Annotated in this window: 24 protein-coding genes and 4 pseudogenes; 24 read left to right on the forward strand and 4 right to left on the reverse strand. The window is 40.3% G+C overall.

Translation table 11 applies throughout. The annotated features are described in order from the left end of the window. Positions 1-8: 8 nt before the first annotated feature. From MHI21_RS13085 to MHI21_RS13145, 13 genes and pseudogenes are all read left to right on the forward strand, one after another. Positions 9-470, forward strand: a complete 462-nt coding sequence (locus MHI21_RS13085; RefSeq protein ID WP_342418319.1) for a cyclophilin-like fold protein — start codon at positions 9-11, stop codon at positions 468-470. Between the two features lie 80 nt (positions 471-550). Next, on the forward strand, positions 551-946 hold the full coding sequence (locus MHI21_RS13090; RefSeq protein ID WP_250261329.1) for a cupin domain-containing protein: 396 nt from the start codon (positions 551-553) through the stop codon (positions 944-946). 148 nt (positions 947-1,094) lie between these two features. Continuing rightward, complete coding sequence (locus MHI21_RS13095; RefSeq protein WP_342418320.1) at positions 1,095-1,766, forward strand: DUF3737 family protein; 672 nt, start codon at positions 1,095-1,097, stop codon at positions 1,764-1,766. Positions 1,767-2,185: 419 nt separating this feature from the next. Continuing rightward, positions 2,186-2,485 (forward strand): annotated as a pseudogene (locus tag MHI21_RS13100) (SDR family oxidoreductase); the annotation flags it as partial. Positions 2,486-3,028: 543 nt separating this feature from the next. Next, positions 3,029-3,303, forward strand: a pseudogene (locus MHI21_RS13105) (alpha-amylase family glycosyl hydrolase). Between the two features lie 114 nt (positions 3,304-3,417). Further along, entirely contained in the window at positions 3,418-4,401 is a 984-nt protein-coding gene (locus MHI21_RS13110) for a LacI family DNA-binding transcriptional regulator (protein WP_342420206.1), read from the forward strand. 200 nt (positions 4,402-4,601) lie between these two features. Next, positions 4,602-5,837, forward strand: coding sequence for an MFS transporter (locus MHI21_RS13115; protein WP_165179882.1), 1,236 nt, complete (start codon positions 4,602-4,604; stop codon positions 5,835-5,837). A gap of 11 nt (positions 5,838-5,848) precedes the next feature. Next, positions 5,849-7,330: a sucrose-6-phosphate hydrolase gene (locus MHI21_RS13120; protein WP_342418321.1), complete on the forward strand. Its 1,482-nt coding sequence runs from the start codon at positions 5,849-5,851 to the stop codon at positions 7,328-7,330. A 1,050-nt stretch (positions 7,331-8,380) separates the two neighbouring features. Further along, positions 8,381-8,449, forward strand: coding sequence for a hypothetical protein (locus MHI21_RS13125; protein ID WP_237166414.1), 69 nt, complete (start codon positions 8,381-8,383; stop codon positions 8,447-8,449). 22 nt (positions 8,450-8,471) lie between these two features. After that, the gene (locus MHI21_RS13130; protein WP_254325705.1) at positions 8,472-8,588 is read left to right on the forward strand and encodes a hypothetical protein; all 117 of its coding nucleotides are present in this window, start codon (positions 8,472-8,474) and stop codon (positions 8,586-8,588) included. 187 nt (positions 8,589-8,775) lie between these two features. Next, a complete protein-coding gene (locus MHI21_RS13135) occupies positions 8,776-9,120 on the forward strand; it encodes a hypothetical protein (RefSeq protein ID WP_342418322.1) in 345 nt (114 codons plus the stop codon). Positions 9,121-9,251: 131 nt separating this feature from the next. Beyond that, entirely contained in the window at positions 9,252-12,680 is a 3,429-nt protein-coding gene (locus tag MHI21_RS13140) for a GH32 C-terminal domain-containing protein (RefSeq protein ID WP_342418323.1), read from the forward strand. A gap of 219 nt (positions 12,681-12,899) precedes the next feature. Continuing rightward, a complete protein-coding gene (locus tag MHI21_RS13145; protein WP_342418324.1) occupies positions 12,900-13,316 on the forward strand; it encodes a hypothetical protein in 417 nt (138 codons plus the stop codon). A 201-nt stretch (positions 13,317-13,517) separates the two neighbouring features. On the opposite strand, the gene MHI21_RS13150 is transcribed toward MHI21_RS13145, so the two are convergent. Continuing rightward, positions 13,518-14,096, reverse strand: a complete 579-nt coding sequence (locus tag MHI21_RS13150; protein ID WP_165179886.1) for an NAD(P)H oxidoreductase — start codon at positions 14,094-14,096, stop codon at positions 13,518-13,520. Between the two features lie 242 nt (positions 14,097-14,338). On the opposite strand from MHI21_RS13150, the pseudogene MHI21_RS13155 reads away from it, so the two are divergent. The 5 genes and pseudogenes from MHI21_RS13155 (at position 14,339) to MHI21_RS13175 (ending at position 18,129) form a co-directional block, all read left to right on the forward strand. Further along, a pseudogene (locus MHI21_RS13155) lies at positions 14,339-14,709 on the forward strand (helix-turn-helix domain-containing protein). Between the two features lie 121 nt (positions 14,710-14,830). Further along, entirely contained in the window at positions 14,831-15,538 is a 708-nt protein-coding gene (locus MHI21_RS13160) for a DUF2785 domain-containing protein (RefSeq protein WP_342418325.1), read from the forward strand. Between the two features lie 525 nt (positions 15,539-16,063). Further along, complete coding sequence (locus MHI21_RS13165; RefSeq protein WP_342418326.1) at positions 16,064-16,534, forward strand: hypothetical protein; 471 nt, start codon at positions 16,064-16,066, stop codon at positions 16,532-16,534. A 189-nt stretch (positions 16,535-16,723) separates the two neighbouring features. Further along, entirely contained in the window at positions 16,724-17,641 is a 918-nt protein-coding gene (locus MHI21_RS13170; protein WP_342418327.1) for a hypothetical protein, read from the forward strand. Between the two features lie 194 nt (positions 17,642-17,835). Then, positions 17,836-18,129 (forward strand): hypothetical protein, encoded by a 294-nt coding sequence (locus MHI21_RS13175; protein WP_165176773.1) that lies wholly within the window; start codon positions 17,836-17,838, stop codon positions 18,127-18,129. 58 nt (positions 18,130-18,187) lie between these two features. Here MHI21_RS13175 and MHI21_RS13180 read toward each other — a convergent pair whose 3' ends face one another. Then, the gene (locus MHI21_RS13180) at positions 18,188-18,541 is read right to left on the reverse strand and encodes a helix-turn-helix domain-containing protein (RefSeq protein WP_061828404.1); all 354 of its coding nucleotides are present in this window, start codon (positions 18,539-18,541) and stop codon (positions 18,188-18,190) included. Between the two features lie 484 nt (positions 18,542-19,025). On the opposite strand from MHI21_RS13180, the gene MHI21_RS13185 reads away from it, so the two are divergent. The 5 genes from MHI21_RS13185 (at position 19,026) to MHI21_RS13205 (ending at position 22,655) form a co-directional block, all read left to right on the forward strand. Next, positions 19,026-19,199: a hypothetical protein gene (locus MHI21_RS13185; protein ID WP_342418328.1), complete on the forward strand. Its 174-nt coding sequence runs from the start codon at positions 19,026-19,028 to the stop codon at positions 19,197-19,199. A gap of 14 nt (positions 19,200-19,213) precedes the next feature. Beyond that, the gene (locus MHI21_RS13190) at positions 19,214-19,999 is read left to right on the forward strand and encodes an LLM class flavin-dependent oxidoreductase (protein WP_342420207.1); all 786 of its coding nucleotides are present in this window, start codon (positions 19,214-19,216) and stop codon (positions 19,997-19,999) included. Positions 20,000-20,037: 38 nt separating this feature from the next. After that, a complete protein-coding gene (locus MHI21_RS13195; RefSeq protein WP_342418329.1) occupies positions 20,038-21,003 on the forward strand; it encodes a nitronate monooxygenase in 966 nt (321 codons plus the stop codon). 366 nt (positions 21,004-21,369) lie between these two features. After that, complete coding sequence (gene nfsA / locus MHI21_RS13200; protein ID WP_341161371.1) at positions 21,370-22,110, forward strand: oxygen-insensitive NADPH nitroreductase; 741 nt, start codon at positions 21,370-21,372, stop codon at positions 22,108-22,110. Between the two features lie 119 nt (positions 22,111-22,229). Continuing rightward, the gene (locus MHI21_RS13205) at positions 22,230-22,655 is read left to right on the forward strand and encodes a MarR family winged helix-turn-helix transcriptional regulator (protein ID WP_160790819.1); all 426 of its coding nucleotides are present in this window, start codon (positions 22,230-22,232) and stop codon (positions 22,653-22,655) included. 348 nt (positions 22,656-23,003) lie between these two features. Here MHI21_RS13205 and MHI21_RS13210 read toward each other — a convergent pair whose 3' ends face one another. After that, positions 23,004-23,432, reverse strand: coding sequence for a MerR family transcriptional regulator (locus MHI21_RS13210; RefSeq protein WP_061828399.1), 429 nt, complete (start codon positions 23,430-23,432; stop codon positions 23,004-23,006). Positions 23,433-23,601: 169 nt separating this feature from the next. On the opposite strand from MHI21_RS13210, the gene MHI21_RS13215 reads away from it, so the two are divergent. Beyond that, positions 23,602-24,723: an NADH-dependent flavin oxidoreductase gene (locus MHI21_RS13215; RefSeq protein ID WP_341161370.1), complete on the forward strand. Its 1,122-nt coding sequence runs from the start codon at positions 23,602-23,604 to the stop codon at positions 24,721-24,723. 289 nt (positions 24,724-25,012) lie between these two features. On the opposite strand, the pseudogene MHI21_RS13220 reads toward MHI21_RS13215, so the two are convergent. Continuing rightward, positions 25,013-25,315: pseudogene (locus MHI21_RS13220) on the reverse strand (Tn3 family transposase); the annotation flags it as partial. Positions 25,316-25,593: the final 278 nt, after the last annotated feature.

Raw genomic sequence — 25,593 nt, forward strand, 5'->3', positions numbered from 1 at the left:
AGAATTTAGTGAAGAAACAGATTTCTCTATCCCTTGTTTTTTTGCTGACCCTTACCCTCATGGCTTGTGGCGGTAATACCATTGGAGGAAAAACTGTGGCCAATCAAACAACTAATATAAAAATAAAATTGATATTTAACAACGAGGAAGTAATGGTAAGCATGTACGATAATCCGACCAGCCAAGATTTTTTACAGCAACTTCCAATGACTATAACCTTCGAGGATTATGCTGGAACCGAAAAAATCAGCAGGCTAGAGAAAAGATTGTCCATTGAAGCTGCGCCGTCAGGCATCGATCCTTCCGTTGGAGATTTTACTTATTATTCTCCTTGGGGCAATTTGGCTATATTTTATCAAGATTTTGGTTATTCAAGTGGACTTGTAAAGCTAGGTCATATTGAGGTCGGAGTTGAAAAGCTTGTAAAAATGAACGGCAGTTTCACGATGGCGATTGAGCAAGCCCAATAGCGTTAATGATTCCTAAAAAGTAAGAAGTCGATAGCATCGCGTTGGATAATAATAAAAATATAAGAAAGTAGGGATAAAAAATGAAGAATGAGCACTTAAGCAATAGCACACTCTTCCCATTGGGTCAAAAAGTCGAAAAAAATTTTATCGGTGACGCATACTTACAAATGGTGTTTACCGATCCAGCACCACTCAATACAGCAATTGGGAATGTAACCTTTGCTCCCGGTGCCCGCAATAACTGGCACTCTCATCATGCTGGGCAAGTGTTGTTGGTTACTGGCGGGGAAGGATGGTATCAAGAAGATGGAAAGCCAGCCCAATTACTCAAAACAGGCGATGTGGTAAACATTCCACCAAACGTAAAACATTGGCATGGTGCTACGAAGGACAGCTGGTTTGTTCACTTAGCTCTTACACCAGGACAAACAGATTGGTTAGAACCCGTAATGGATGAAGATTATACTAAACTTTAATAAATGAAGTAACACACAGAAACGGCAGACATCAATGCTGTCGTTTCTATTGAAGCTTCTCATAAACCAGGAACCCTCTGTTTCTAGTCTGCGGATATTCATCAAACGAATATGAGGTCAGGGAATATTTGAAGCTAGTACTGAGTGATTGGAGACAGTATTATGCAAACGATCGATCAACAAATACTTACTGGAGAACGAGCACTTTTCAAAAGAAATAACCTTACTATTACAATCTATTTTTGCAGATGGCGAGTCCCCACTGAAGGAAAGCAACGATATTACTATCGATAATAGCATTTTCAAATGGAAGTATCCCTTATGGTATTGCAATAATATTCGTGTTAGTAGCAGCACTTTCCTTGAAATGGCCCGATCAGGAATATGGTATACACATCAAATTGCCATCAGTGACAGCGTAATAGAGGCACCAAAGATATTTCGGCGTTCGAGCGGGATCCGACTGACAAAAGTCGATCTACCCAACGCGCAAGAAACCTTATGGAATTGCGCAGATATTCACTTGAATCATGTGACCGCAAAAGGCGATTATTTTGGAATGAATAGCGCAAATATCATCATCGACGATTTCACATTAGCGGGGAACTACGCATTCGACGGAGCAAAGAATATGGAGATTCGCAATGCAAAGCTTATTTCAAAGGACGCCTTCTGGAATTGCGAGAATATCACCGTTTATGATTCATTGATCATCGGAGAATATTTAGGCTGGAATTCGAAGAACATCACGTTTATCAACTGCACCATCGAAAGCAATCAGGGAATGTGCTACATGGACCGTCAAAGATTGGACGATTGATTCAATAACGGTTACTGGACACTCCTCCACGAAACGAATGGAAAATCTGCTTTAGAGATACGTAAAAAATTCGTTTAGTTAGCGATCGAGAAGTTATATATTATGATCAAACTGAAATCGATTTGACCTCTTTGGCGGCCACAATGCGGTCATGGTTATTAAGCATTTTGAGCCATAAGTGAAATATAAATGATTAAACCCCAGGGACCTTATCCATCTGGAAGGAGCCCTGAGGTTTTTTGTTATTGAGCAGGAAGGTCTTGTCTGTAGTAATACGAAGCAGTCTCAAAATCTTTTTGGTGATAATAAGCTTCAGCTATAAGGATATACAATTCGCTTAATACATGCAAAAAATTATCACAGATCCTTTGTGAAGAAGGCAGAATTATTATTATTTCCTCTGTAGCGGCTTTACGAGAGGAAGCTTCGGCCCTCATTATGGTGCTTCCAGTCTGATTGATTGGATTACCAAATCCTCAGCCCGTGAGCTAGCAAAATACAATATTAGTGTGAATGTGATCGCGCCGGGCCCGATCGCTTTGGAAATGACAGATTCATTAAATGACGCTGTGATGGAAGGGATTATCGGGAATACGCCGCTGGGTCGCCTGGGTAAAAAATCCGAGGTTGGGGGGCTTGTGCTCCAACTTGCCAATCCGAAAATTGGTTATCTCACTGGACAAACCGTTGTCATGGATGGAGGACGCTATATGCAATAATCATATTCGCAAATGGTGATATGGCGAGTTTCAACTAGGGTACTTTACAAATATTATGGCAAAGGGCTGACGTCGATATCAGGTAGACGTAAATACTATTATAGAACCCATTTACTTGGATACTAGCCGAAGTGGCATAAAAGTCACCCCTATTTTGCCGATACATGTAATAAGTTAAGTTAAAGTGTGCGTTTTACTTTCAAAAAACCTTAAGACCTACTGATTAAAATAGCTTATAGATTCTGCAGAGGCGTCGCCAGATTGGCTCCTTCTTTGTTGTATACTACCAGTTTCTACATGTAAAGCATGCCGCCCAAAAGCGGTAACACAGCCCCATCTTCTTCTACGAAATCACACATGAGATTCATTCCATTATGGTACGTTCGTATATTAGTCCATATAAAATGGCAAAAATCTCGGGATGTATACACTTAAATGGATACATTTATCCATACTCCACAAGATAATAATTCAACCAAGTATATTCACAAGACGGACACAGTGACTTGAAAGGAATTACACAAAAACTTGATTACTTAAACGATGGCAAACTCCATTCGGGGTGGATTTGGAGGTCAACTGCCTCTGGCTTATGCCCCTAATCCGTCTCCAAGTTACCATAAATATGATGTAACTGATTACTATCAGGTATACCCGCTGTGTGGGAGTCTAAATGATTTTCGCACCTTGATGAAAGTAGCGGACCGACAGGGAGTCAAGGTTTCATGGACCTTGTTATCAATCATTCAAGCAGCGAACATCCATGGTTCAAGGAGGCAGTAGCAACCTACAAAACAAATACCACTGTATATGGATGATATTACAGATTTGAATGAAAAGGGCTCGTAGGGTCAGATGTTTTTTCACGTTTAACCATGTTAAAATAATAGAATAATTGGAGACTTGGCATGGAGAGAAGGCAGGTTGAATCAATGAAACCAAAACTTAACGATGTTGCACAATTAGCTGGAGTTTCACCGACTACAGTTTCTCGCGTACTTAATAATCGTGGCTATATCAGTCAAGAAACGAAGGATCAAGTTCATAAAGCGATGCAGGAACTGAATTATTTACCAAATGATGTGGCTCGGTCATTATTTAGTAAACGAACAAATCTAATTGGATTAATCATTCCAACTACAAGCAACCCATTTTTCGGAGAGCTGACTTTTCATATAGAGAATATTTCTGCGTCATTAGGCTATAAGCTGTTGCTTTGTAACAGTTTGAATCAGCTGGATAAAGAAGAATCTTATGTGGATATGCTTATGCGAAATCAAGTTGACGGTATTATCGTTGGCACACACAACCGAGGTATCGTAAATTATGAACAGAAGAATATTGCCGTCATTGCGATCGATCACTTTCTATCCGATTCAATCCCAGTTGTAGGATCGGATAATTATTTGGGTGGAAAACTGGCGTCAGAACTGCTTATTGAAAAGGGATGCAAGCATATCTTACACATAAATGGCCCTGTTGAATTGGAAACACCGGCAAGCTTAAGAAGAAAAGCATATGAAGATGTGATGGAGCAGTATGGTCGAAAGGCAATTACCTATGAAGTACATGATCCCTTCCACCAACAGAATCACGATGAACCGATTAAACGCTTGCTCGATGAACATCCTGAAGTAGATGGATTGTTTGCGAGTAATGACTTGGTGGCTGCGTCTTTTATTGCTAAAGCAAGAAGAAGAGGAAAACGTGTTCCTGAAGATATTCGCGTAATTGGATATGACGGAACAGAAACAACCCGCAATCTTCTCCCAGAATTAACGACAATTCAGCAACCAATACAGGAGATCGCGAGATCTTCCATAGAGTTACTTATTAAAGAAATTGAAGGTGGATTCAGTGATGTCCCGCGAGAAACCTATCTACCAGTGAAACTTATTGAAGCTAGTACAGCTTAATACAATTTCCATAGTTTTCAGCATTGTGATATAAGGTGGAGCAATCCCTATTAGAGTAATTGAAATCAAAGAGGAGAGCTCTTTTCCTTTTAGAAATATGTCAAACGGTTGACATATGAAAGCGGTTGACATATAATCGATCTGTAAATACGGAAGTGCTTTCATTTACATTAAATGTTCAACTTAGAGGAGCGTTCGATATGAGAAAGTCAAAGAGCATGTACTGGAAACTAAGTGCCTATTTCTTCTTTTTCTTCTTTACTTGGTCAGCAAGTTATTCATTGTTCTCCATCTGGCTAGGGCAAGAAATCAGTCTGAATGGTGCTGAAACAGGTGTTATCTTTACTGTAAACGCTATCTTTGCGCTATGTATGCAACCGCTTTATGGCTATATATCTGATAAAATCGGATTAAAGAAGCATATTTTATTTCTAATCAGTTCTTTGCTCTTATTTGTTGGTCCTTTCTATATCTTTATCTATGGGCCGTTACTTCAATACAATGTATTCCTCGGCGCCATTGTAGGTGGATTATACTTGGGTATTTCTTTTTTGGCAGGGATCGGAGCCATCGAATCTTATGTCGAGAAAGTCAGCCGAAAATATGACTTTGAATACGGAAAATCTCGTATGTGGGGCTCGCTAGGTTGGGCAGCAGCAACATTTTTTGCTGGTCAGCTCTTCAATATCAACCCTAACATTAACTTCTGGATTGCATCCGTATCTGCTGTCATTCTGTTTATCATTATGATGACAATTAAAGTTGAAATGACAGATTCCGAGATGGAGCGAGCAGAATCTATTAACTTTAAGCAAATCGGCTATTTGTTTGCAAATAAGCATTTGTGGTTCTTCATTTTATATGTTCTTGGTGTTACCTGTGTTTACAATGTGTATGACCAGCAGTTCCCGAATTACTTTTCATCGACGTTCTCAACGGTTGCTTTAGGCAATCAAGTTTACGGTTACTTAAATTCCCTACAAGTATTCTTGGAAGCAGGCATGATGTTCTTAGCGCCTTTCATTGTCAACAAAATTGGAGCAAAAAAGGGTCTGATATTGGCAGGGTTCTTGATGGCATTCCGGATCATGGGTTCAGGCTTAGTTATTGGACCTTATGGTATCTCAGCTATGAAATTGATTCACGCATTGGAACTGCCAATCATGTTGATCTCCGTATTTAAGTACTTGGCTGCTAATTTCGATACGCGTCTGTCTTCGATCTTGTATCTGGTGGGATTCCAGTTTACGAGTCAGGTAGGAGCTTCGATCTTCTCGCCAATCGCCGGTATGTCTTATGACATTAGAGGCTTTGCAAATACGTACGTGATTATGGGTGTTTTCGTATTTGCCTTTACAACAATCTCAATCTTTACCTTAAAGAAAGAACCGAAAAAGCTGAATCCCAAGCCTAACAAGCATATTGAAACAGCATAGGAGGAAGACAGATGAACACATATAATAACAATACGAAGCAAGCTGAGGAAGCATTGAAACAGGCAGAAGCGAAAATGAACAAGCGGTACCGATTAGGTTATCATATTATGGCACCAGCAAACTGGATTAACGACCCAAATGGATTAATTCAATTTAAAGGTGAATATCACGCCTTCTATCAGCATCATCCTTATGATGAGAACTGGGGTCCAATGCATTGGGGTCACGTGAAGAGTAAAGACCTTGTACATTGGGAGCATTGTCCGATTGCATTAGTACCTGGAGATGCGTGTGATCTTGATGGCTGCTTCTCAGGAAGCGCAGTAGATAATAACGGAGAACTGACATTGATCTATACTGGCCATCACTATATTGATCAACCAAACAATATCTTCTTCCAAAACCAAAATGTGTCAGTAAGCACAGATGGTATTCATTTTACAAAACTAAGGCAGAATCCCGTAATCGCTGAACCTCCGATAGATAGCTCCCAGCATTTCCGTGATCCGAAGGTATGGAAGCATGAGGATACATGGTACATGATCCTAGGTAATAGCACGAAAGAAGATCTGCCGCGTGTTATTCTATATACATCTCCTGATCTTAGAACTTGGACCTATCATGGTGTGCTTCTGCAGGGAGATAAGAATATGGGCTTCATGTGGGAGTGCCCTGATTTCTTTGAACTGAATGGTAAGCATATATTCATGTTCTCCCCACAAGGTATCGATGCGCAAGGAGATAAGTACAATAACTTGTTCCAGACGGGATATTATGTTGGCGAATATAATTACGATAATAATGAATATAAACATGGAGAGTTTATCGAGTTGGATAATGGTCATGACTTCTATGCGGTTCAAACTTTTCTAGATGATCAAGGTCGCCGCATTGCGATTGGTTGGATGGATATGTGGGAATCGGATATGCCGACAAAAGCAGACGGCTGGTCGGGAGCACTGACGATCCCACGTGTAATTATGTTGGGTGCCAATAATAAATTGCTGATGAATCCAGTAGAGGAAATGAAATTGCTTCGTCAAAGCGAACATGTTTTGTACCAATATCGCGCTATTTCTGGAAGTTACTTGGCGGAAGTTGAAGCGGATCTGCTTGAAGTGAAGGTCGTGTTCGACCTGACGAAGTCAAGTGCAGACCTGGTAGGCTTGAAGCTTCGCGGAACAGGTGAAGAGGTGACGGTTATCACTTATTCTATCCTGGCTCAGAAACTTTTGCTTGATTGTTCTAAATCAGGCAAGAAAACGGATGGAGTACGTCAAACAGCCTTAAGTGCAGAGGGGCAGCTGACGTTGCATATATATCTGGATCGCTCATCCATTGAAATGTTTGCGAATGAAGGACAAGCTACGATGACAAGTCGCATCTATCCGAGTGAGAAATTGCTAGGCATAGAAATCATAACGGAGGGTGGAGAGGCTCTAGTAAATGAATTGACCTATTGGAAATTGAAAGATATATGGCAAGCTGAATAACTCAATGAAAAGATTGCAGTTCATATTATGTAAAAGAAAAGTAAGATTTTATATCGCTAAATTACTTAAGATAATCGGATTAAAGACGACACTGCAGAAAATATGTAGTGTCGTTTTTTTAAGGCGATAGAATTAATATTTTTTAAAGGCAAATGAGTGGATATTTAGTCTTGAATGAAGGAGCATAAAATTGTAAAAATCAGAGGTGTCAAATAAAGTTTTTATGATTTTTTAATTATTATATGTATACTAATACATTTATGTCTTAAACTTTTTTAAGCTTTATTGTCAGGAATAGTGGGGTGTCAGTTGGTTTTATGGTGTGCCTGTTTTTTTATGCCTGTAATATGTCTAATTCGGTGAGCCATCGTGGAAGAAAGCTCCAGCCATATATAACTGAAAATGAGTTCTGAAACAAGGGCGTTCATGGATTAATGAGCGTCCTTGTTTCGTTCCTGGTTGCACTCTAGGCTTGGCTTAAACCAAGCTTGGATTAAGGGAGGATTCCAGATAGGGAAGAAATCGGACCGTCTGCAGGAGGATCGGACGTGTTGCAGCTGCCGCGGCGAGACTAAGAGCTTGGTTACTTTGCCGGAAAGAACAAGAACTTGTAAACATTTGTAGATACATTTAGTTTACAAAATAAAGAAGGACGATTAGATAAAATTAAATAAAAGTTTCCATTTTCGAGTTATTTAATATATTTTTGTGCAAATGTAAAATCAACAAGCTCATTTATCTAAAAATATGTGAAATGAAGTAAAAAAAATTGACAAATGCACGCTATTGGATTATTTTGTTTCATAAGAGATGCATTTTTCAGGTACACTAAGCAGTTATTTGCACGCATTCCAATTTAGTTGCCAAGCTAGTTGAATCATTTCTATTAAGATCCTAAATAACCTAAAAGGAGGGTGAGTAACATTAAAGAAATACATTTATCTGGTGAGATGAGTAGCAGAAAAGGACCAGTGAATATTTTTTATAAAATAAATACAGCCTCAATTACACTATTCGCCTAAGGAAAATTGGATGAATGATCCCAACGGCATGGTTTACCATGAAGGAGAGTACCATCTGTTCTACCAACATACCCCTTATGATACACAGCCAAGGTAACCCTGTTTTGTTCCCAACGAAAATGCTAGACTTTCGTGATCCGAAGGTGTTTTGGTATGACGAATCGTCAATGTGGGTAATGGTTCTTGCCGTAAGAGACCGTGTAGAATTTTACACGTCTTCGAATCTTAAGGAATGATCTTTTGCAAGCGGTTTCAATTCCGATATTCCGGGTATCCATCGAGGATATTTTTGAATGTCCTGAGGCATTTAAAATCCAAGTGGATGAAGATCGCAATATCACTAAGTAGATTCTGATGCTAAGTGTCGGGGATAGAAATGGTGTGAATCCAAACGATTCAGAACCACCGGCAGGCGGTTCTGACATGATGTATTTTATAAGCAACTTTGACGGTAAGGTATTTACACTGGATGAAACGTTGGAACCATTCGATACGATCAAATGGATAGATTACGGATCTGACTTTTACGCGGCCGTGACCTGGGATGGCATTCCGAACGAGGACGCGCGAAAGTTTTGGGTCGGCTGGATGAACAATTGGCGTTATGCTTCCACTCTTCCTTCAGAAGAATGGCGTGGTCACATGTCAATCCCCCGAGAGATACAGCTTAGGACGTATTCGGAGGGAATTTGCTTAATCCAAACACCCATAAGTGAATTAAGTCAGCTAAGAGCTGTTCCCGTTGATTCGAAAGGCTGTGCTACATAACCTGAACGGCTATGTCAGCTCTAGTGTCATACTGGATCACATTGTTGATTATATTGTGCTGCCAGGACTCGTCCAGTTAAGCTCGAGTTGCTGACCGCTACTTTCAATTCCATTAGAAAAGAGGGTAAGGAATGAAAGATAAATCTAAATTTGCAATATGTCTTCTGATGGCAACGGGGTTAGCTCTGACTTCAATGGGCGTTTTTACATCTAATCCGGCTACGGGTTGGGCTGTGTTCGCTGATCAGGAAGCAAGTAAACAGGCAAAGGAGGAGCTTTCTATTTTTGAAAACGCAACCAAATCAAACACCAATTTGACAGGCTGGCAAGTGAAAGGGAAAGGGTTATTAGAGTATACTTCAGAAGGAATCTTGCTGACTTCGCAGCCTAAAGAAAATGTAACGGCCATCTCCGAGACGGTGTCCGATGATTTTATCTATGAAGCTGATGTCATGATCAGGGATACGAAGGCAGTCGCAACGTTGTTGTTCCGTTCTAATGAGGATGGCTTTAGCTCGTACATACTCCAAATCATTCCAGATACAGGTCTGATTCGGTTAAGAGATGCAAGGAATGGAGATGGGAAATTAAAGGAGGAGCGTAAAGTTTCTGTTGAAGCGGGTCAGATTTATCATCTCAAAGTGAAGGCAGTGGGTTCCTCGCTAAAAGTATATTGGGGCAATCAATATAAACCTTTGATTGATGTTCAGGACATTACGTATCGAAGCGGAAAGCTGGGACTTCATGTATGGGATGGATCCGCCTTGTTTTCGAACATCGTGGTGAGCGATCTGAAGGGTAATTTGGGTACAGTGGTTGCAAGTAAGGGAAAATGGCAGCCTGATATCAGCGGCAAAAGAGGGACGATAGCACATGAGAGCAAGGCACAGCAAATCTATAACAAACAGGCGGCTGATATTGTGTATGAAGGGAATATTACCCTTCTTCCTGATTCTGTTGCGGCTCTCGCATTTCGTTCCTCCGCCGATGGAGCTGATGGATATGAAGCTACTCTTACGAAGGAAGGAGATCAGGTCCGTGTAAGTTTGACGAATACGAAAGGAACAGTAATTGCAAGTTCACTGCGTACTTATCCGAGTCAGATGGGAGCCAAACATCATGTGGAGATCAAGGCAAAGGGAAATCAAATTCAGGTCTTCCTGGACGGATACACTACGGCCGCGATTGACGTGAAAGATTCAACCTACACGAATGGAAATACCGGAATCGTCGTCAAACAGGGGACGGCTTATTTCCAGGATACTTATGTGACGGAATCGAGCCAATATTATAACGAAATATATCGTCCTCAGTATCACTACACGCCAATACGTGGTTCAGCAAGTGATCCGAATGGACTTGTCTACTTCGAAGGAGAATATCATCTCTTCCATCAGGATGGAGGCACATGGGCGCATGCTGTCAGTAAAGATTTGCTGAACTGGAAGCGGCTTCCGATTGCACTTCCGTGGAATGATCACGGACATGTCTGGTCTGGATCGGCTGTTGCGGATATGACGAATGCATCCGGTTTATTCGGGGATTCAGGAGGCAAGGGCCTTATTGCATATTATACTTCCTTTAATCCGGATGGCCCGAATGGGAACCAGCGTATAGGTCTGGCATACAGCAAGGACCAAGGTCGCACTTGGGAATATTCGAAGGACCGCCCGTTCGTGATCGAGAACCCAGGTAAGAGCGGAGAAGACCCTGGGGGTTGGGATTTCCGCGATCCGAAAGCGATCTATGATGACGAGAATAACCGATGGGTTATGGTTGTGTCCGGAGGAGATAATATTCGTTTCTATACGTCAACGAATTTACTTGACTGGTCATTGACAGATAATTGGGGATACGGGGATTACGTCCGCGGAGGTGTATGGGAATGCCCTGATTTGTTCCAGCTTCCGGTAGACGGAACGTCACAGAAGAAGTGGGTTATGATGATCAGTACGGGAGCGAATCCAAAAACTGGTGGATCAGATGCCGAGTATTTTATCGGTCATTTAACAGCTGATGGTAAATTCGTGAATGATAATCCGGCGGGTAAGGTGCTAAGAACAGATTTTGGTAAAGAATTTTACGCTTCGATGTCTTTTGCTAACATGCCTGATCATCGCAGAGTGATGATGGCGTGGATGACGAATTGGGACTATCCGTTCGCTTTCCCAACGACGAATTGGAAAGGTGAACTAACCATTCCGAGAGAAGTATCATTGGTAACGACCGAAGATGGAATTCGGATGGCACAAAGTCCAATTAAAGAATTGGAATCATTGCGTAAACCGTTGTACTCTGCTTCTAACAAAGGGGTGAGTCCTTCTTCCGGGAACCTGCTAAAAGGCATTATTTCAGGTGCTTACGAAATTGAAGCTGAAATTGAAATCCCTGAAGCCAGCACAGTGACCGAGTTCGGCTTTAACCTTCGTGAGGGTGCAAATCAGAAGACGGTTGTGGGTTATACCGCAAGCGAGAGTAAAATGTTTGTGGACCGAACTGCATCTGGAGTAACGGACTTTTCCAGCCTTTTCAATAAAAAGCATGAAGCGCCGATGCAAATGGAGAATAATCGGGTCAAGATGCGTATTCTTGTGGATGAGTCTTCCGTTGAAGCCTTTGGTAACGGCGGCAAAGTCGTCTTTTCAGATGTTATATTTCCGAATCCAGCCAGTAGAGCGATGAGTTTTTACGTGAAAGGCGGGAATGTGAACGTTGTTTCCTTGAAAGTGCATCAACTTCAATCCGTCTGGAATGAGGACATTAATTCAAAAGCTCAGATAAAGATGGATACGAGGGTTCGGGAACTGGGTATAGGGGGGTCGGACACACTGCAGGCAATGGTCGAGTACAGACCAGGTTTTGGCGTTCAACCGCTTAAGTGGGAGTCCAGCAATAAAGAAGTAATAGCCATAGACGTGGTAGACAATTCACAGGCGGTTATTGAGGCGAAAAAAGAAGGGGAGTCCACGATCACCGTATCTACTCCGGATGGTAAAGCATCCGCTAGTGTGCTCGTTAAAGTCACAGGTGGTGAGTTCCGGACAAACCTGAGTGGATGGACCAAAGATCTGTCTGCTGCTTCATGGTTAGTTAGCGAGAATGGGATTCGTGGTAATTATTTCAGCGATGCGAATTATATCGCTAAAGAGAAGGCTGGGAATTTTACGTATGAAGCAGACATGATGCTTGGTGAAACAGGAGGGGCAGGTTCTATTTTGTTCAGGGCTAGCGAGGATGGGCGCAGTGGTTACTATCTGAATCTAGACCCTAACATGAAGGCGATCCGTCTGTTCTATAAAATTAATGGAGGATTTGAAGAACGGCAGGTTCTTGCGAAAGTACCGACTTTCATTCAGCCAGGTCAAACTTATAAGGTGAAAATAGAAGCGAATGGACCGCATATTGTAGTTTATGTGGATAGACAAAAAGTCATAGATGTAATGGATGGTACTTTTGCAGAAGGCCACTTTGGACTTCATGTATTTGGCGGCTACGCATCTTATCAAAACGTCAATGTGAGCAACGAAGAACCTGCAAACATCATCATGTCAGCCTTGTAAATGCCGCAGCACAGAAATCGATTTATACAGTGAACCTTGTCAATGGGGAGCCCGTTGTCCTGCAGGATGCAAGTGCAGCTTCAATGAGAACTTTTCTTATGTTGCCTGCATCATCATCAAGGCTGAAGTGAAGAGTCATTCTCTGACTTATACGGTTGCCATCCTGGCAGGAGAGACAATCTAATATTCCGCCGTGAAAAGCATGAGGTGGAAGTCATTGTGGATAACAACATGAATCTGACCGTGTATGGGTTCTATCAGAAGCAGGGATATGATGAGGAAAAGTCAGTTGCGGTTGCGACATTTATTGAAGTTTGTTTGTCAAGAGCAGGCATGATGGTGGGCGGACATATCCACAGAAGTATTACTTGCTTTACGGGAGAGATTGCCTTTTTACCATTTGGCATGTCTCATGATGAGCTGTACCGCCAGTTGCATGATCGGACAACTTTTCATTCTTTGTCTGGTCGTGCCGTAACCAGCTTGATTGCAATAATGAACCCGGAGACTATTGCCCTGACGGGGAGCTTGGTAGACTCCGGTGATGTGGATATCATTCGTCAGGAATCCCTGAAGTATATTCCAGAGATGCATATGCCAAAGCTGAGGCTGCTCGAACATCCGGATGAGGATTAGCGCAATACCTACATTTCCGTTCGAACAAATGCCAATGAAAAGGAAGAAGGACGCCCAGAACGTTGCGGGCGCTCCGGGCGTTCTGACAAAATAAGCTCAAAATAAATTTGAAATTCTCTGCTCAAATAAGGTGTAATTTCGTATTATTATTTTATCGCATTTCCTTGGACAGACTCCATAGAGTTCAGACTTAACTTAAGGCTACTGTTCCTTGGCATAATTCAACCCTAAATGATGAGCTTGGTTAAGCAGCATCTCATAGTGCTTGGGATTGGAGTCTAAAGTCTCGTATAAAAATTCAACCTTGGAATTTAAAACACCGCAATAATCTGCAATTCCCACATTGAGCAGATGAGTAATCATTTCATCATAGTTGCGCTTTTTCATCTGTTCTTTGGAAACGCCCGCCAAACCAATCCACAAGACATGCTGATGATGAAGCCGGTTCGAACCGTACGCAAACCCATTGTTCCATACACGGTCAATATAACCTTTTAGCATGGCAGGCAAATGCCACCACCAAATTGGAAAAATAAACGCCAAGGCATCATGCTCCTTCATTCTCCTTGTTTCCATTTCTACTTCAGGGGTAAAGGACTGTTCCGCAGCTGACCAGTCAGGTTCATCTACTCCCTTTAAAACAGGGTCAAAGCCAATCCCATGTAAATCCAATATCTCGTAATCGTGGCCAGCCTCGGCAAGACCTTGTACGAAACGATCGGCAACCTTAAAGGTCAGGGAATTTTTTCTCGGGTGCGAAACAACGCTTAATACTCTCATACTTGTATTCTTCACTACCTTTCTCAACAGCTAACTTGTAGCCATGATCAATGGCTGATGCTATTATAAACAGTACTAAAATAATCTGGAAGTACGTACTTTCAAGTTCTATAGGATGATACAGGTCCCTTAGGAACATGGAAGTGCCCTAGATAGATGCCCTAGAAACTTACCTGAATAATGGACTGAAGTGAATGAATGTTATGTAGGAAAAACACAGCCTTTTAACGGAGGAATAAGAGATGACTGAAAAGAGGGGAAATAGCGTTCAAAAGAAGTATAAAGTTGGAGTGGAAGCGGCATTAGAAGTAATGGGGGGAAATGGAAGCCTTTAATCATCTATCATTTGATGACAGGACAGAAACGGACGTCTGAGCTTCGCCGGTTAATCCCCGGCATTACGCAAAAAGTGCTGACCACTCAACTAAGAGGCCTGGAAAAGAATGAGATTGTTGCACGAAAGGTTTATAAAGAGATCCCACCCAAAGTGCAATATGAGTTAACTTCCTACGGCTGGGGATTAAAGCCCGCGCTAGACCATTTATGCTATTGGGGAGAGGATCACCTGGAAAAGGTTCATGGCGACAAATCCAAGGTTTTGGAAGAGTTTTAGGTCTGTACAAAGTAAACAAAGGTGCTCAAAAGTATGATGTTCAGTTATACATGAACTAGCTTGGATTGTTACTAAAATAGAGATGATTAAAATGAATAGCAATATAGTAGGAGTGTGTAAAATGAATCTAAAAGAAAAGTTGATATTGATAAAAGCAAATGACTACCAAGCACCTTCCGATACATTCCAATTGATACAAGAGATGATGAATAACATCGGTTCTTTAGATGCCCAATTACGTGATGAGCTAATTTATACAACCTTATCCAATTGGATTCCTGGTAATGCTCTAACTGTAAACGAACTGGAACAACTCCTACCCGTTGTTTTGGATAAAAACCATTTGCTTTTCAGGCTTGATGAAATAAATACAGACTCTGTCTTCACTAGATCTTTCTCTATGCTAGTTATACCGCTTCTCCTTATGAGGCATAGGGAGTCACCATTTCTCTCAAGTGAGCATATTCATCAGATCAAAGAGAAAGTATTTTGTAATATACATAAGGAGCGAGATTACCGTGGGTATGATGAAGAAAAAGGATGGGCTCACGCCATAGCTCATGCAGCAGATGCTTTGGACGATCTGGCCCAATGTTCCGAACTGGACAAAAAAGACCTCTTAACCATCCTCGATTTGGTTTATGAAAAGATGACCATATCAGATCGAGTTTACTCCGATGGGGAAGATGAAAGAATGGTGAAATCCGTAATTAGTGTTTTAAATAGAAAAATACTTAGTCAGACCTATGTAGAGAAATGGATCCAAAGTTTTGGTGACGTGGAGAAAAATCCAGAATTTCTTCATGCCTTTAAGAAAAAAATAATATAAAGAACTTCTTGAAAAGTTTATACTTTCGAGTTAAATTTCACAAAGTAGATGCCGAACTTTGTCCAACTATCGAGCATACATTATATAAAGTAGAACAAGTATACTATTCCTAGTTAAAGTGGGGAACGCCCCCTCACTTGTTCGTCTCACTTCAAGTGCAGTAAAAACAGTAGCCCCCAGAGGACACTTCATCTCCATATTTTTCACAGTTGATTTGATTGGTGGTTCAGATAAATCTCCATTGTTCAAGACGTGAAGTTATTCTGTCATCGAAGAACTCATTTTTTATATGCGGCAATTATTAGACGATTGGGGACGCATTATTTTAAATTTAAACGGAGCAGTTTGCTGTCAGCAGCTGCTCCGTTTTACATTAAGCTAACGGGCAGTTTAGTTCAACAAGTAATCTTAATTCCGAAAAAACATATTAAACAGTATTTTACTAATCTCATGAATTTGATTTGTAACAAATTTACTTCTTCTATCGTTGAATAATTAGGGTCGAATATAGATAGGAGGGTTTATATGAAGAATACAGTCTTGTTATTCGTTATGGCACTAACTCTTATATGTATAGTTGGTTGCGTGGGTGTTCAGGCAAAAAACAAGGACCTTGAGGGAGAAAAACCACCAAAGGTTCAAATTCAGATTGATAAACGAATGTACAAAACAAAACTCGGCACATATTGCTGGACAACATCATGTGTGGATTCAGCTGGTCCAGTTGAACTTTTAAAAGGAAAAGAACCGATTCCAGTAAAGCCTGGTGATGTTGTAAAATTCCTTATGAATTATGAGCCCCAACCGAATAAATTTCATGTCGAGCAATTCTATGAAGGAAGACTTACAGAAGTTTTATTGAAAGAAAATAGTTTTCAAGTTCCTACAGAAAAAGGGACATATTTTTATTCATACGGGGTATGGTGGATGGATGAAGATGTAGAGAACCAATCTCGTGGCGATGCGTTTTATCATTTTGCCTTAAAGGTCACCTAGAGATTAAGATAATTAACGCAACACGAATGGTATCATAAGAATAGGTTGCCGTAATATCGGCTGCCTGATAAGCTAACGGGCAGGATGGGTTAATAACATATCGAATTTTTTAAGAGTGGAAGGGTATACGAGATGAGCGTTGCTTAACTGAAGCATGAAGTAGAATGTAATCAAAATGGAGATACCCAGATGGAAACAAATCAAAATATTCGTTTAGCAATCGAAGAATCTATACAGTTCCTTGAATCTACTCCCCATTTGGGGATGACTCACGGCGAGTGCAGCCGTCGAAAATGGGATGGAGCTTGGTGGCATATGGCTGCTCTTTATGAAATGGGAGAGGTGAAACTAATTCCCGAGTCTGCTATTGTCGGAGCAAAATATTTACTCGAAACTCAGGTCTGGCCGACCTTCATCATATCCGCCGATGACCATCCAACAAGTGAAAGTGATAAGATGAAGATGGATTGCTGCCATTGTGAACTTGCCGTATACTATATGATTCTAATGGCGTATGGCTGTGATTTGGACAAGGAACTGCCTTGGATTCGCGAATGGCTCTTAAAGCATCAGTTACCTGATGGCGGGCTGAACTGCGACCCTGAAGCTTATACTTATTCTAAAAAGAGCTCTATTGTTTCAACACTTCCTCCGCTTGAAGCTATCTTATGGCATACAGACCGTGAATTTACTGAACAGGAAGTCGTTTTCTTAAATGAAGGCGCACGTTATTTAATTGAGCATCGTCTTGTATGTTCTAAACAAAATAGAAGCGTCATCGATATGGAATGGCTGAAGCCTTGCTTTCCGAGGTTTTTTGAATATGATATATTACGCGGCATGTCCTTCTTGGCAGAATGGTCCCGACGTAGGAACAAAACGCTGCCGATCGGGCTGCTTATTGAAGGATTGGAACGATTGAACATCTTCAAGGAAACAGGAGGATTGCGAATCGGTAGACAAGTCTTTGATCCACGAGGCCCGTGGAGTGGGCAACCCTTTCCCTTGTTGGAAGCAGTGGCTGGCATTGGTGACGTTTCGCCTTATCTAACCAAACAGTTGGATCGAGTTATCGAACGATTGGGACCGGAGTATACCTATGCATAAAGACTTCCTTTAGAAGGGAGCTCATGGTGGAAGAGGAAGTGACCAGGATGAGGAAGACTTAGAGGGGAAAGTTGCAAATTTCACATATGTAAAAGATTGTCTAAACACTGATTGAAGCCGTAAAACGGGAAGTAAAAGAAGAGGTCTTTGTTGAGGCAACTCAATAAACTAAACCATGAGGCTGGAGGATTACAATGAAAATAAATGATGAATATTTGAAGGAACAATTAAAGCATGTATATTGGTTAAATGGTGGTTGTTGTGCAGGGAAGTCCACAATGACAAAGAAATTTGTTAAAGAGTTAGGATTTCAAACACTGGAAGATAACGTGATGAAGTACCGACCATTCACCAATCCAGTTGAATACCCTGCCCTACAGTATCCTCATTCGGGTTTAGATTGGGATAAATGGTTCAATAAACCCAATGATGAACATGTTCATTGGCTTTTTCAAATTGTCGAAGAGATGATGGAAAGACTTAAATAAAAATGTTTTCTTTGGATTCAAAATTTCGGTAATAAGCTTGTTTGAAAACTTCATCAGATTAAGGTTTTTCGCCGTATTCCTTACCGAATTCCTCCATCTTCTCAAGGATCGGTAGTAATTTGATTCCCTTGCCTGTTAATGAATACTCTACTCGCGGAGGAACTTCCGGATAAACATTACGTTTAATAACTCCATCGTTCTCCAACTCTTTAAGCTGCTTTGTGAGAGAGCCTTGTGATAAACCTCCAAGAAATTTTTTTATATCCGTATAACGGCGTGTTTCTCCTTTTAAATACCATAATATAAAATATTTCCAACGTCCTGAAAGAACATTTTGGGTAAATGCTATCGCGTACATATCCCTTTTTTCATCCATAAATTCTTTATCAAATCCTTCATTACAGACCCTCATTGATATCACTCCTAATCTTAAGGTACAAAAAGTTGTACTATGTTCATTTATATTGCCCTCTTTGCAAATGAACATAATGACTTTATGATTGTGTCAACAAACCAAAACAATTAATTTTAATTAACCTAAAATGCGAAAGGATAATGTTCTTGTTTTCGTTTTATAGTTTAATAGGATAACTAAGATTGCGTTTTTATATTTAGTAAGCTAAATAAATATAACACAGAAAGGAGTTACTGATAAGTGAATACAGGAAATAGACTACAGCTTTCGATTTTAGACTTCGTTCATGTCTATAACGGAAGTGATGCTAAGAAAAGTCTCCAAAACATTAGGACTTCTGTAGCTGATGGCTGGACCATGTGGGCATTGCTAACATCCAGAGAATTATTGGGGTAAATGATTTTCCAGAGCAATTAGATAATCTGCTTTCCTTTTTTGACTGTAACTTTAAAGAACCTCATGAAAGGGAGATCATTCAACAATGGAAGGAAGAAAGTTAAAAATAGGAGGGATTATTGATGGCGTTGGTTGGAATCACACGGGATGGGGACACCCCGCTATTCCAGCAGATGCCAGTGAAAATATTGATTATTACGTTCAAAAAGCCAGGCAACTTGAACATATGCTGATCCATTTACTGTTGCTAGACAAATAGCCTCACTCGACAAGATTAGCAAGGGCCGAGCAGGATGGAATGCGATCACCTCTAATCCGGGAGGGTTAGCCAATTACAGTCGGTCCCATTTAAGGAAAGCAGATCTTTATCCCATGAAAAAGGAGTTTTTAGAGATTGTTGAAGGCCTCTGGGATTCGTATGAAGACGATGCATTCATACGTGACAAGAAAAGCGGAGTATTCTATGACCCAAGTAAGATGCATCCAATAAATTATACCGGGAATTACTTTTCAGTGGAGGGACCATTAAATGTTAGTCGATCTCGACAAGGCAGACCGGTCATCTTTCAAGCCGGTACTTCCTTGGAATTCATGGATATAGCTGCACAGCATGCCGAAGTCATCATGGCTCCTGGAGATCAGTTTGAATATCTTAAGAGATTCACTACTGAACTTAAAAGAAAAGTGCAAAATCAAGGGCGTTCACCAAACGATCTACTGATTATGCCTTCACATAGCCCCATCGTTGGTGAAACGGAAAAAGAAGCCTTAGAAAAGCTAAGAGAAATCGAATCATGGATACCTAAAGGTTATCGATTGCCAAAACCTCAATGGATGGGAGCTGCAGAGAATGTTGCAGAAAAAATAGAACATTGGGATCAAGAAGGCGTCATGGATGTCTTGCTGATTAGACAAGATTATCCAGCAGGATTTGAGGACTTTATTAAATTGGTAGTTCCCATCTTGCAAGATAAAGGCATCTTCCGCAAGGAATATGAGGACGACACACTTCGAGGGAATTTGGGTCTACCTTACCCTGAAAACAGGTATACGAAGTAATAATTAAAATTTTTTTTAAAAAAGAGGAGAAATCAATCATGAAAAACCGAATTACAGAACTACTGGGTATAGAATATCCTATTATTTCAGCTGCAATGACCTGGGTAACCTCTGCGGAATTTGTTGCAGCAGTATCCAATGCAGGTGGAATGGGCGTACTCGGGCCAAATGCCGGCCAAACCGAAAAGGCAACAAGTGCAGAAGATATGGCAGACCGGTTAACCCAAGAAATTCGCAAGGTAAAAGCTTTAACGAATAAACCCTTTGCAGTAAATTACATTTTCCCGATGGGAGGGGCTACAGAAGACCCCTTTACTAATGCAGTTTTTGATGTATTGGTTAAAGAAAATGTCAAAAACGTTATTGCCATTGGACAACATGTGGTCGATCGTGAACTGAAACGGCTTAAAGAACAAGATATTAAGGTAGTGTACAGAGACTTAAGTCCAACTGTAGAGAAGCTTGTAGAAGCCGAGAAATCAGGAGTGGACGCACTCATCGTTACAGGTTATGAAGCTGGTGGCCATATGAGTGATTATAAAATTAGTACGTTTTCCCTTGTTCCACAAATCACTTCACTTGTAAAAATCCCTGTTATTGCTGCTGGAGGAATTATAGATGGTCGGGGAGCGAAAGCAGCACTATCTATGGGTGCAGAAGGTGTATATATGGGAACAAGGTTTATAGTGACCAAAGAAAATCCAGCTAGTATGGAAACAAAGAAAGCCATCATTAAGGTAAAAAGTGAAGAGTTTATTGAATTTAAATCAGGTACAGGACATTTAAGAACCATTCCTACAGAAGCGGGCAAAAAAGCGTTAGAACTCATTAATCAAGGAAAGCCTGCAGAAGCATACAAATATTATGGAGAAGGGTTCAAAATAGGAATGTTAGATGGCGATCTGGTTAATGGGACCGTTAGTGTATCCGAATCAGCTGGTGGTATTCAGCAAATTCTAACGTGTCAAGAAGTGATTGATGAAATTGTTAAAACCATCGGATGAAGATCTCAAAAATTTTTTTCCTACAGTTTACCACTGATCAAATTCGGATAAATCTAATTCAACCAGGACCTATACAAACAAACATTGTGACTAAAGCTCTAAGTGAAAAGGCAATTGAAGAACGGGCACAACAAGTTCCTATCAAAAGATTAGGTCAGTCTCAAGAGGTAGCGAACCTTGCTTTGTTTCTTACGAGTGATGAAGCCTCTTATATTACGGGTGCTCATCATGAATTGATGGAGGATTGTCTGTAATGTAACGCAATTTTGTATTGAGTTAGTATATGAGGCCACCTATAACTAAGACCTCATTGCTATTTTTGCTAACACTTTTATTTATGATAATAACATTGAAGGAGATATTCATATGAATAATACCCTTAAATTACTTCATAATCATACGTCCATTCGTTCTTATACAAATCAACCACTGACACAAGAACAACGAGAAGAAATCTTTAAGGCAGCTAATCAAACATCATCATTCAGTCTTTTGCAGGCCGTTTCTATTATTAGAATTACAGATCCAGATCTTCGAAGAAAGGTGATGCAACTTTCGGTTAATCAACCTTATATTGAAGAAGCCGCAGAGTTCTGGATTTTTTGTTCAGATTTCCACCGGAATCATCAAATCGCCCCTGAAGTTGACCTTGAATATATAGAATTTCTTTTAATCGGTTCATTTGATGCCGGGCTTATGGCGCAAAATGCTTTAACCGCAGCAGAATCTATTGGACTTGGTGGCGTTTTTATTGGTGGTGTGAGAAGTAACATTAATGAATTATCTGAAATTTTGAATTTACCGAAGTATGTGATTCCTTTGGTGGGACTATGTATTGGTAGTCCATCTGGAAATAAACCTGAACTCAAGCCAAGGTTGCCTAAATCCATGGTTTTACATGAAAACCAGTATCAAACACTCGATAAACTGAAATTAGCAACTTATGATAAGACCATGTTGAAGTATTATGAAAATCGGTCTGTAAGCGCGCCTTTCACAGTGAAAAAAGTAAAAGGATGGAGTGATCACATTCATGATCATCTCCAAAGAAGCATTCAGCCACAAATGATGGACTATCTCCACAAACAGGGATATGCCAAAAAATGAAGCAGGGAAGAAACTTTTTTGACCAGAAGGAAGTTCATCACAAATTAATTTGACACATCAAATTCGTCGTGATATAGTTAGCCCGCTAAATAACATTCGAGTCGAGGGATGATGAATTAATGACAGATCAAGTGGATTGTGATATTCGTCAGTCGTTAGATCGAATCTCCTCCCAAATGCGTCGAAATTATAGTGAATCTCTCAGGGAACTTAACCTTTATGTAGGGCAAGATAATTTGCTGTATCGTCTGTGGTTGGGTGATGGGGTAACACAAATGCAACTATGTGAACACTTAAAATGCGAACCGCCTACGGTAACGAACATGGTTAAATCATTGGAGCAGAACGGATTTATATATCGTAAACGTGATGAACAAGATGCAAGGATAATGCGCATTTTCCTAACGGACAAAGGCAAAGAATTAGAGACACCGGTTGAGATCAAATGGAGACAACAGCAGGAAAAACTACTTCAATCCATTTCTACGGAAGATCGGCTGATATTAAGACAATTAATGCAACAAATGGAGAATAATCTATCATGAGTTCTCCATCTTTTTTAATATATTTAGCAAGCTAAACATTGCTGATTTAATAACACAACGAGAAAGGGTGCATTATTATTGGCTGCATCCCTATGTGTAATCATCCGAAGAAGGGGTAGTACCAGCGTCGCTGTCACAAGGGTAAATAGATGGATAAATATGTCAAATATAAGTTCTGGGAATTTCGCTATGATTGGAGAAATACCAGCGTCTCAAACGTATGGAATAAACCTTCATTTATCTTGTTGGGTAATGTGCAAAGACAGAGCTAGGCTGCCGACATTGATCGGCAGCCTAGTCTTAGTTGGAGATTGAACTATCGTTTCCCGTTAGCGCAAATACATTACATTAATTCACCGTCTTAATCTCCAGGCCGTGACCGTGACATTTAAAGTTATAGTTAGGGTTTTTCATAACCTCTTCTTTCTGAAGTTCATACATGGCAATTTTATAGTTTATTTCTTCCATGTGTTTAAAACTTTCGTCAATTTTCTTCTGAAGTTCCAATTTATGCTGTATCAACATCTCCTCTCTTTGCAAAAAGGTGCTATTTCCCAATTCATAAAGTTCCTTGTAATCCTTGATTTTTGAAAGAGGCATTCCTGTCTCTTTGAGACAACGAATAAAAGAAATCCAATCTATTTGTTGTTGGTTATAAACTCTACGGCCTTTTTCGTCACGAGATATATTTGGTAATATCCCCTGCTCTTCATAAAACCTAAGTGTCTTTGCAGATACATTTAAATTCTCCACTACGTATGTCATTGAATACAACATCTACTTGTCCCACCTTTAGTTACAGTTACTGTAACTAAATATATATCATAAAGAGAATGAAAGCACAACAATTCTATATGTAATCATATAAAAATAAATCCTTGACCTACTGTAACGGTAACCAATTACACTGAAACAGAAAATAAAATATGATAGCGAGGTTAAAGAAATGAATCAAAAATATAGTAGGTTATTTGAATCCTTCACATTCAGAAGTGGAATAACAATGAAGAATAGAATTGTTATGGCACCTATGACAACCTGGTCAAGCAATGACGATCTTACCATTTCGGATGACGAAGTAAAGTATTACAAACAAAGAGTGAATGGAGTAGGACTCGTCATTACAGGGTGTACTCATGTTACACCGAATGGACAGGGTTTTACGAATGAATTCGCCGGGTACAATGATGAATTTACTCCAAGTTTACGAAAATTAGCTGAGGCAGCGAAAAGTGGAGGCTCTCCTGCGATCCTACAGATTTTTCATGCTGGCAATAAAGCATTGCCCGAATTGGATGCAGTTAGTGCGAGTGCATTGCAACCCGAAATTACTAATTTAGGTTCAACTCCAGAAACAAGAGAACTATCACATGAGGAGATTTTGTCGATTGTACGTGCTTTTGGAGACACAACAAGACGAGCGATAGAAGCCGGATTTGATGGCGTCGAAATTCATGGGGCACATGGATTTTTAATTCAAAACTTCTGGTCGCCAGCAACGAATCAACGGACGGACCCATGGGGAGGATCACTTGAAAATCGCTTGCGTTTTCCATTGGCGATTATTAACGAAATCAAAAATGTCATTGAAAAACATGCTACAAAACCATTCATTTTAGGATACCGATTTTCACCTGAAGAATCCTCCAAAGTGGACGGATTACGTATGAAAGACACGTATGAATTAATCGATATTCTTGTTGAACAGAATTTGGATTATATACATGCTTCATTAGATAATGTGTCTTCAAAGCCAGTAGATAGTCAAGATGAAAAAACACGGCTTGAATTAATTCTTGAAAGAGCAAACGGTAAGGTACCTGTGATGGCTGCTGGTTCCATAATAACACCGGATGATGCTCTTAAAGCTGTGGAATTAGGATTGCCGCTAGTTGCCATTGGGCATGCGTTAATTATGAATCCTACTTGGGTTGAAATGGTCGCAAATGGACGAGAAGCCGAGGTAGATTCTAAGTTGAACGTTTCAAAACTCGACCAGCTTAATATTCCAGAAAAACTCTGGAATGTAATTCAAGCAATGCCCGGTTGGTTTAATATTGGGAAATAAAAAGTAGTCCTAAAGGCTACTCAGATTGACGAGAAACCCACGTCTTTTATGAGACTTCGGGTTTCTTTTGCTAATTCTTAAGTGCTCCGTCCATCCGTAGTTCGGTGGGGCAATTCTTACTGTTGCGGACACACATACTGCGAATGTTTCGATCTTGAAGGGGTACCACCAGCAAAACGCAGATTTACAACGCTAAGGAATTCTGAGTACAAAAATAGCCGGTTTTCACACGTTAAGGGTGTAACCGGCTTTTATGCTATCCTTGGTTCAGCGGACGTAATGATTCTAAGATACTAGGCGTTGCATCAGCCATTTTTGTTAAGCCTATATTGGTACCCATAGCCATGAGCGATGCCAGAACAATCGGTTTTTCTTCGGATTTAGGTTGACGATTGGTTGAAGCATGAATGAATTGCTCGTCAAACCCAGTCCAACTTGCTACTTCTAAAAGTAGGTCTGGTAGCTTTACCCGTGGCAACATGCCGTAGAGAGCAGCGCTATATTGTTTCGCCTCTTCTGGAACATCTTTTTCAAGCCGATTAATATGTAGTCTACCTTTTTCAACGTTTACTCCATCAAGCGCATCGATGTTGTCACCAATCTTAAACCGGAAGAGCTCGAGAGAAGAATCGGTCTCTAAAAGGAGATTTTATTTTTTTTGAAGAAGAAATAATAGATGTGATTATCTATTTTACATTGCGGTGGCGGTCATTTTGACCGCCGTTTCTAATACAATAAAGAGCTACAGTTCGCATCAACTTAATCTGAAATAATTAAGTTTTAATTTTATAGAGTTGCCATACATGTTTGTGTCGCTTCGAAAAGTACATTGAGTAAGTTTGTAAAAAAATAGAATAAAAAGCGAATAGG

This window comes from Paenibacillus sp. FSL H8-0168, assembly GCF_038592955.1.
In the GTDB taxonomy this organism is placed as follows: domain Bacteria; phylum Bacillota; class Bacilli; order Paenibacillales; family Paenibacillaceae; genus Paenibacillus; species Paenibacillus polymyxa_B.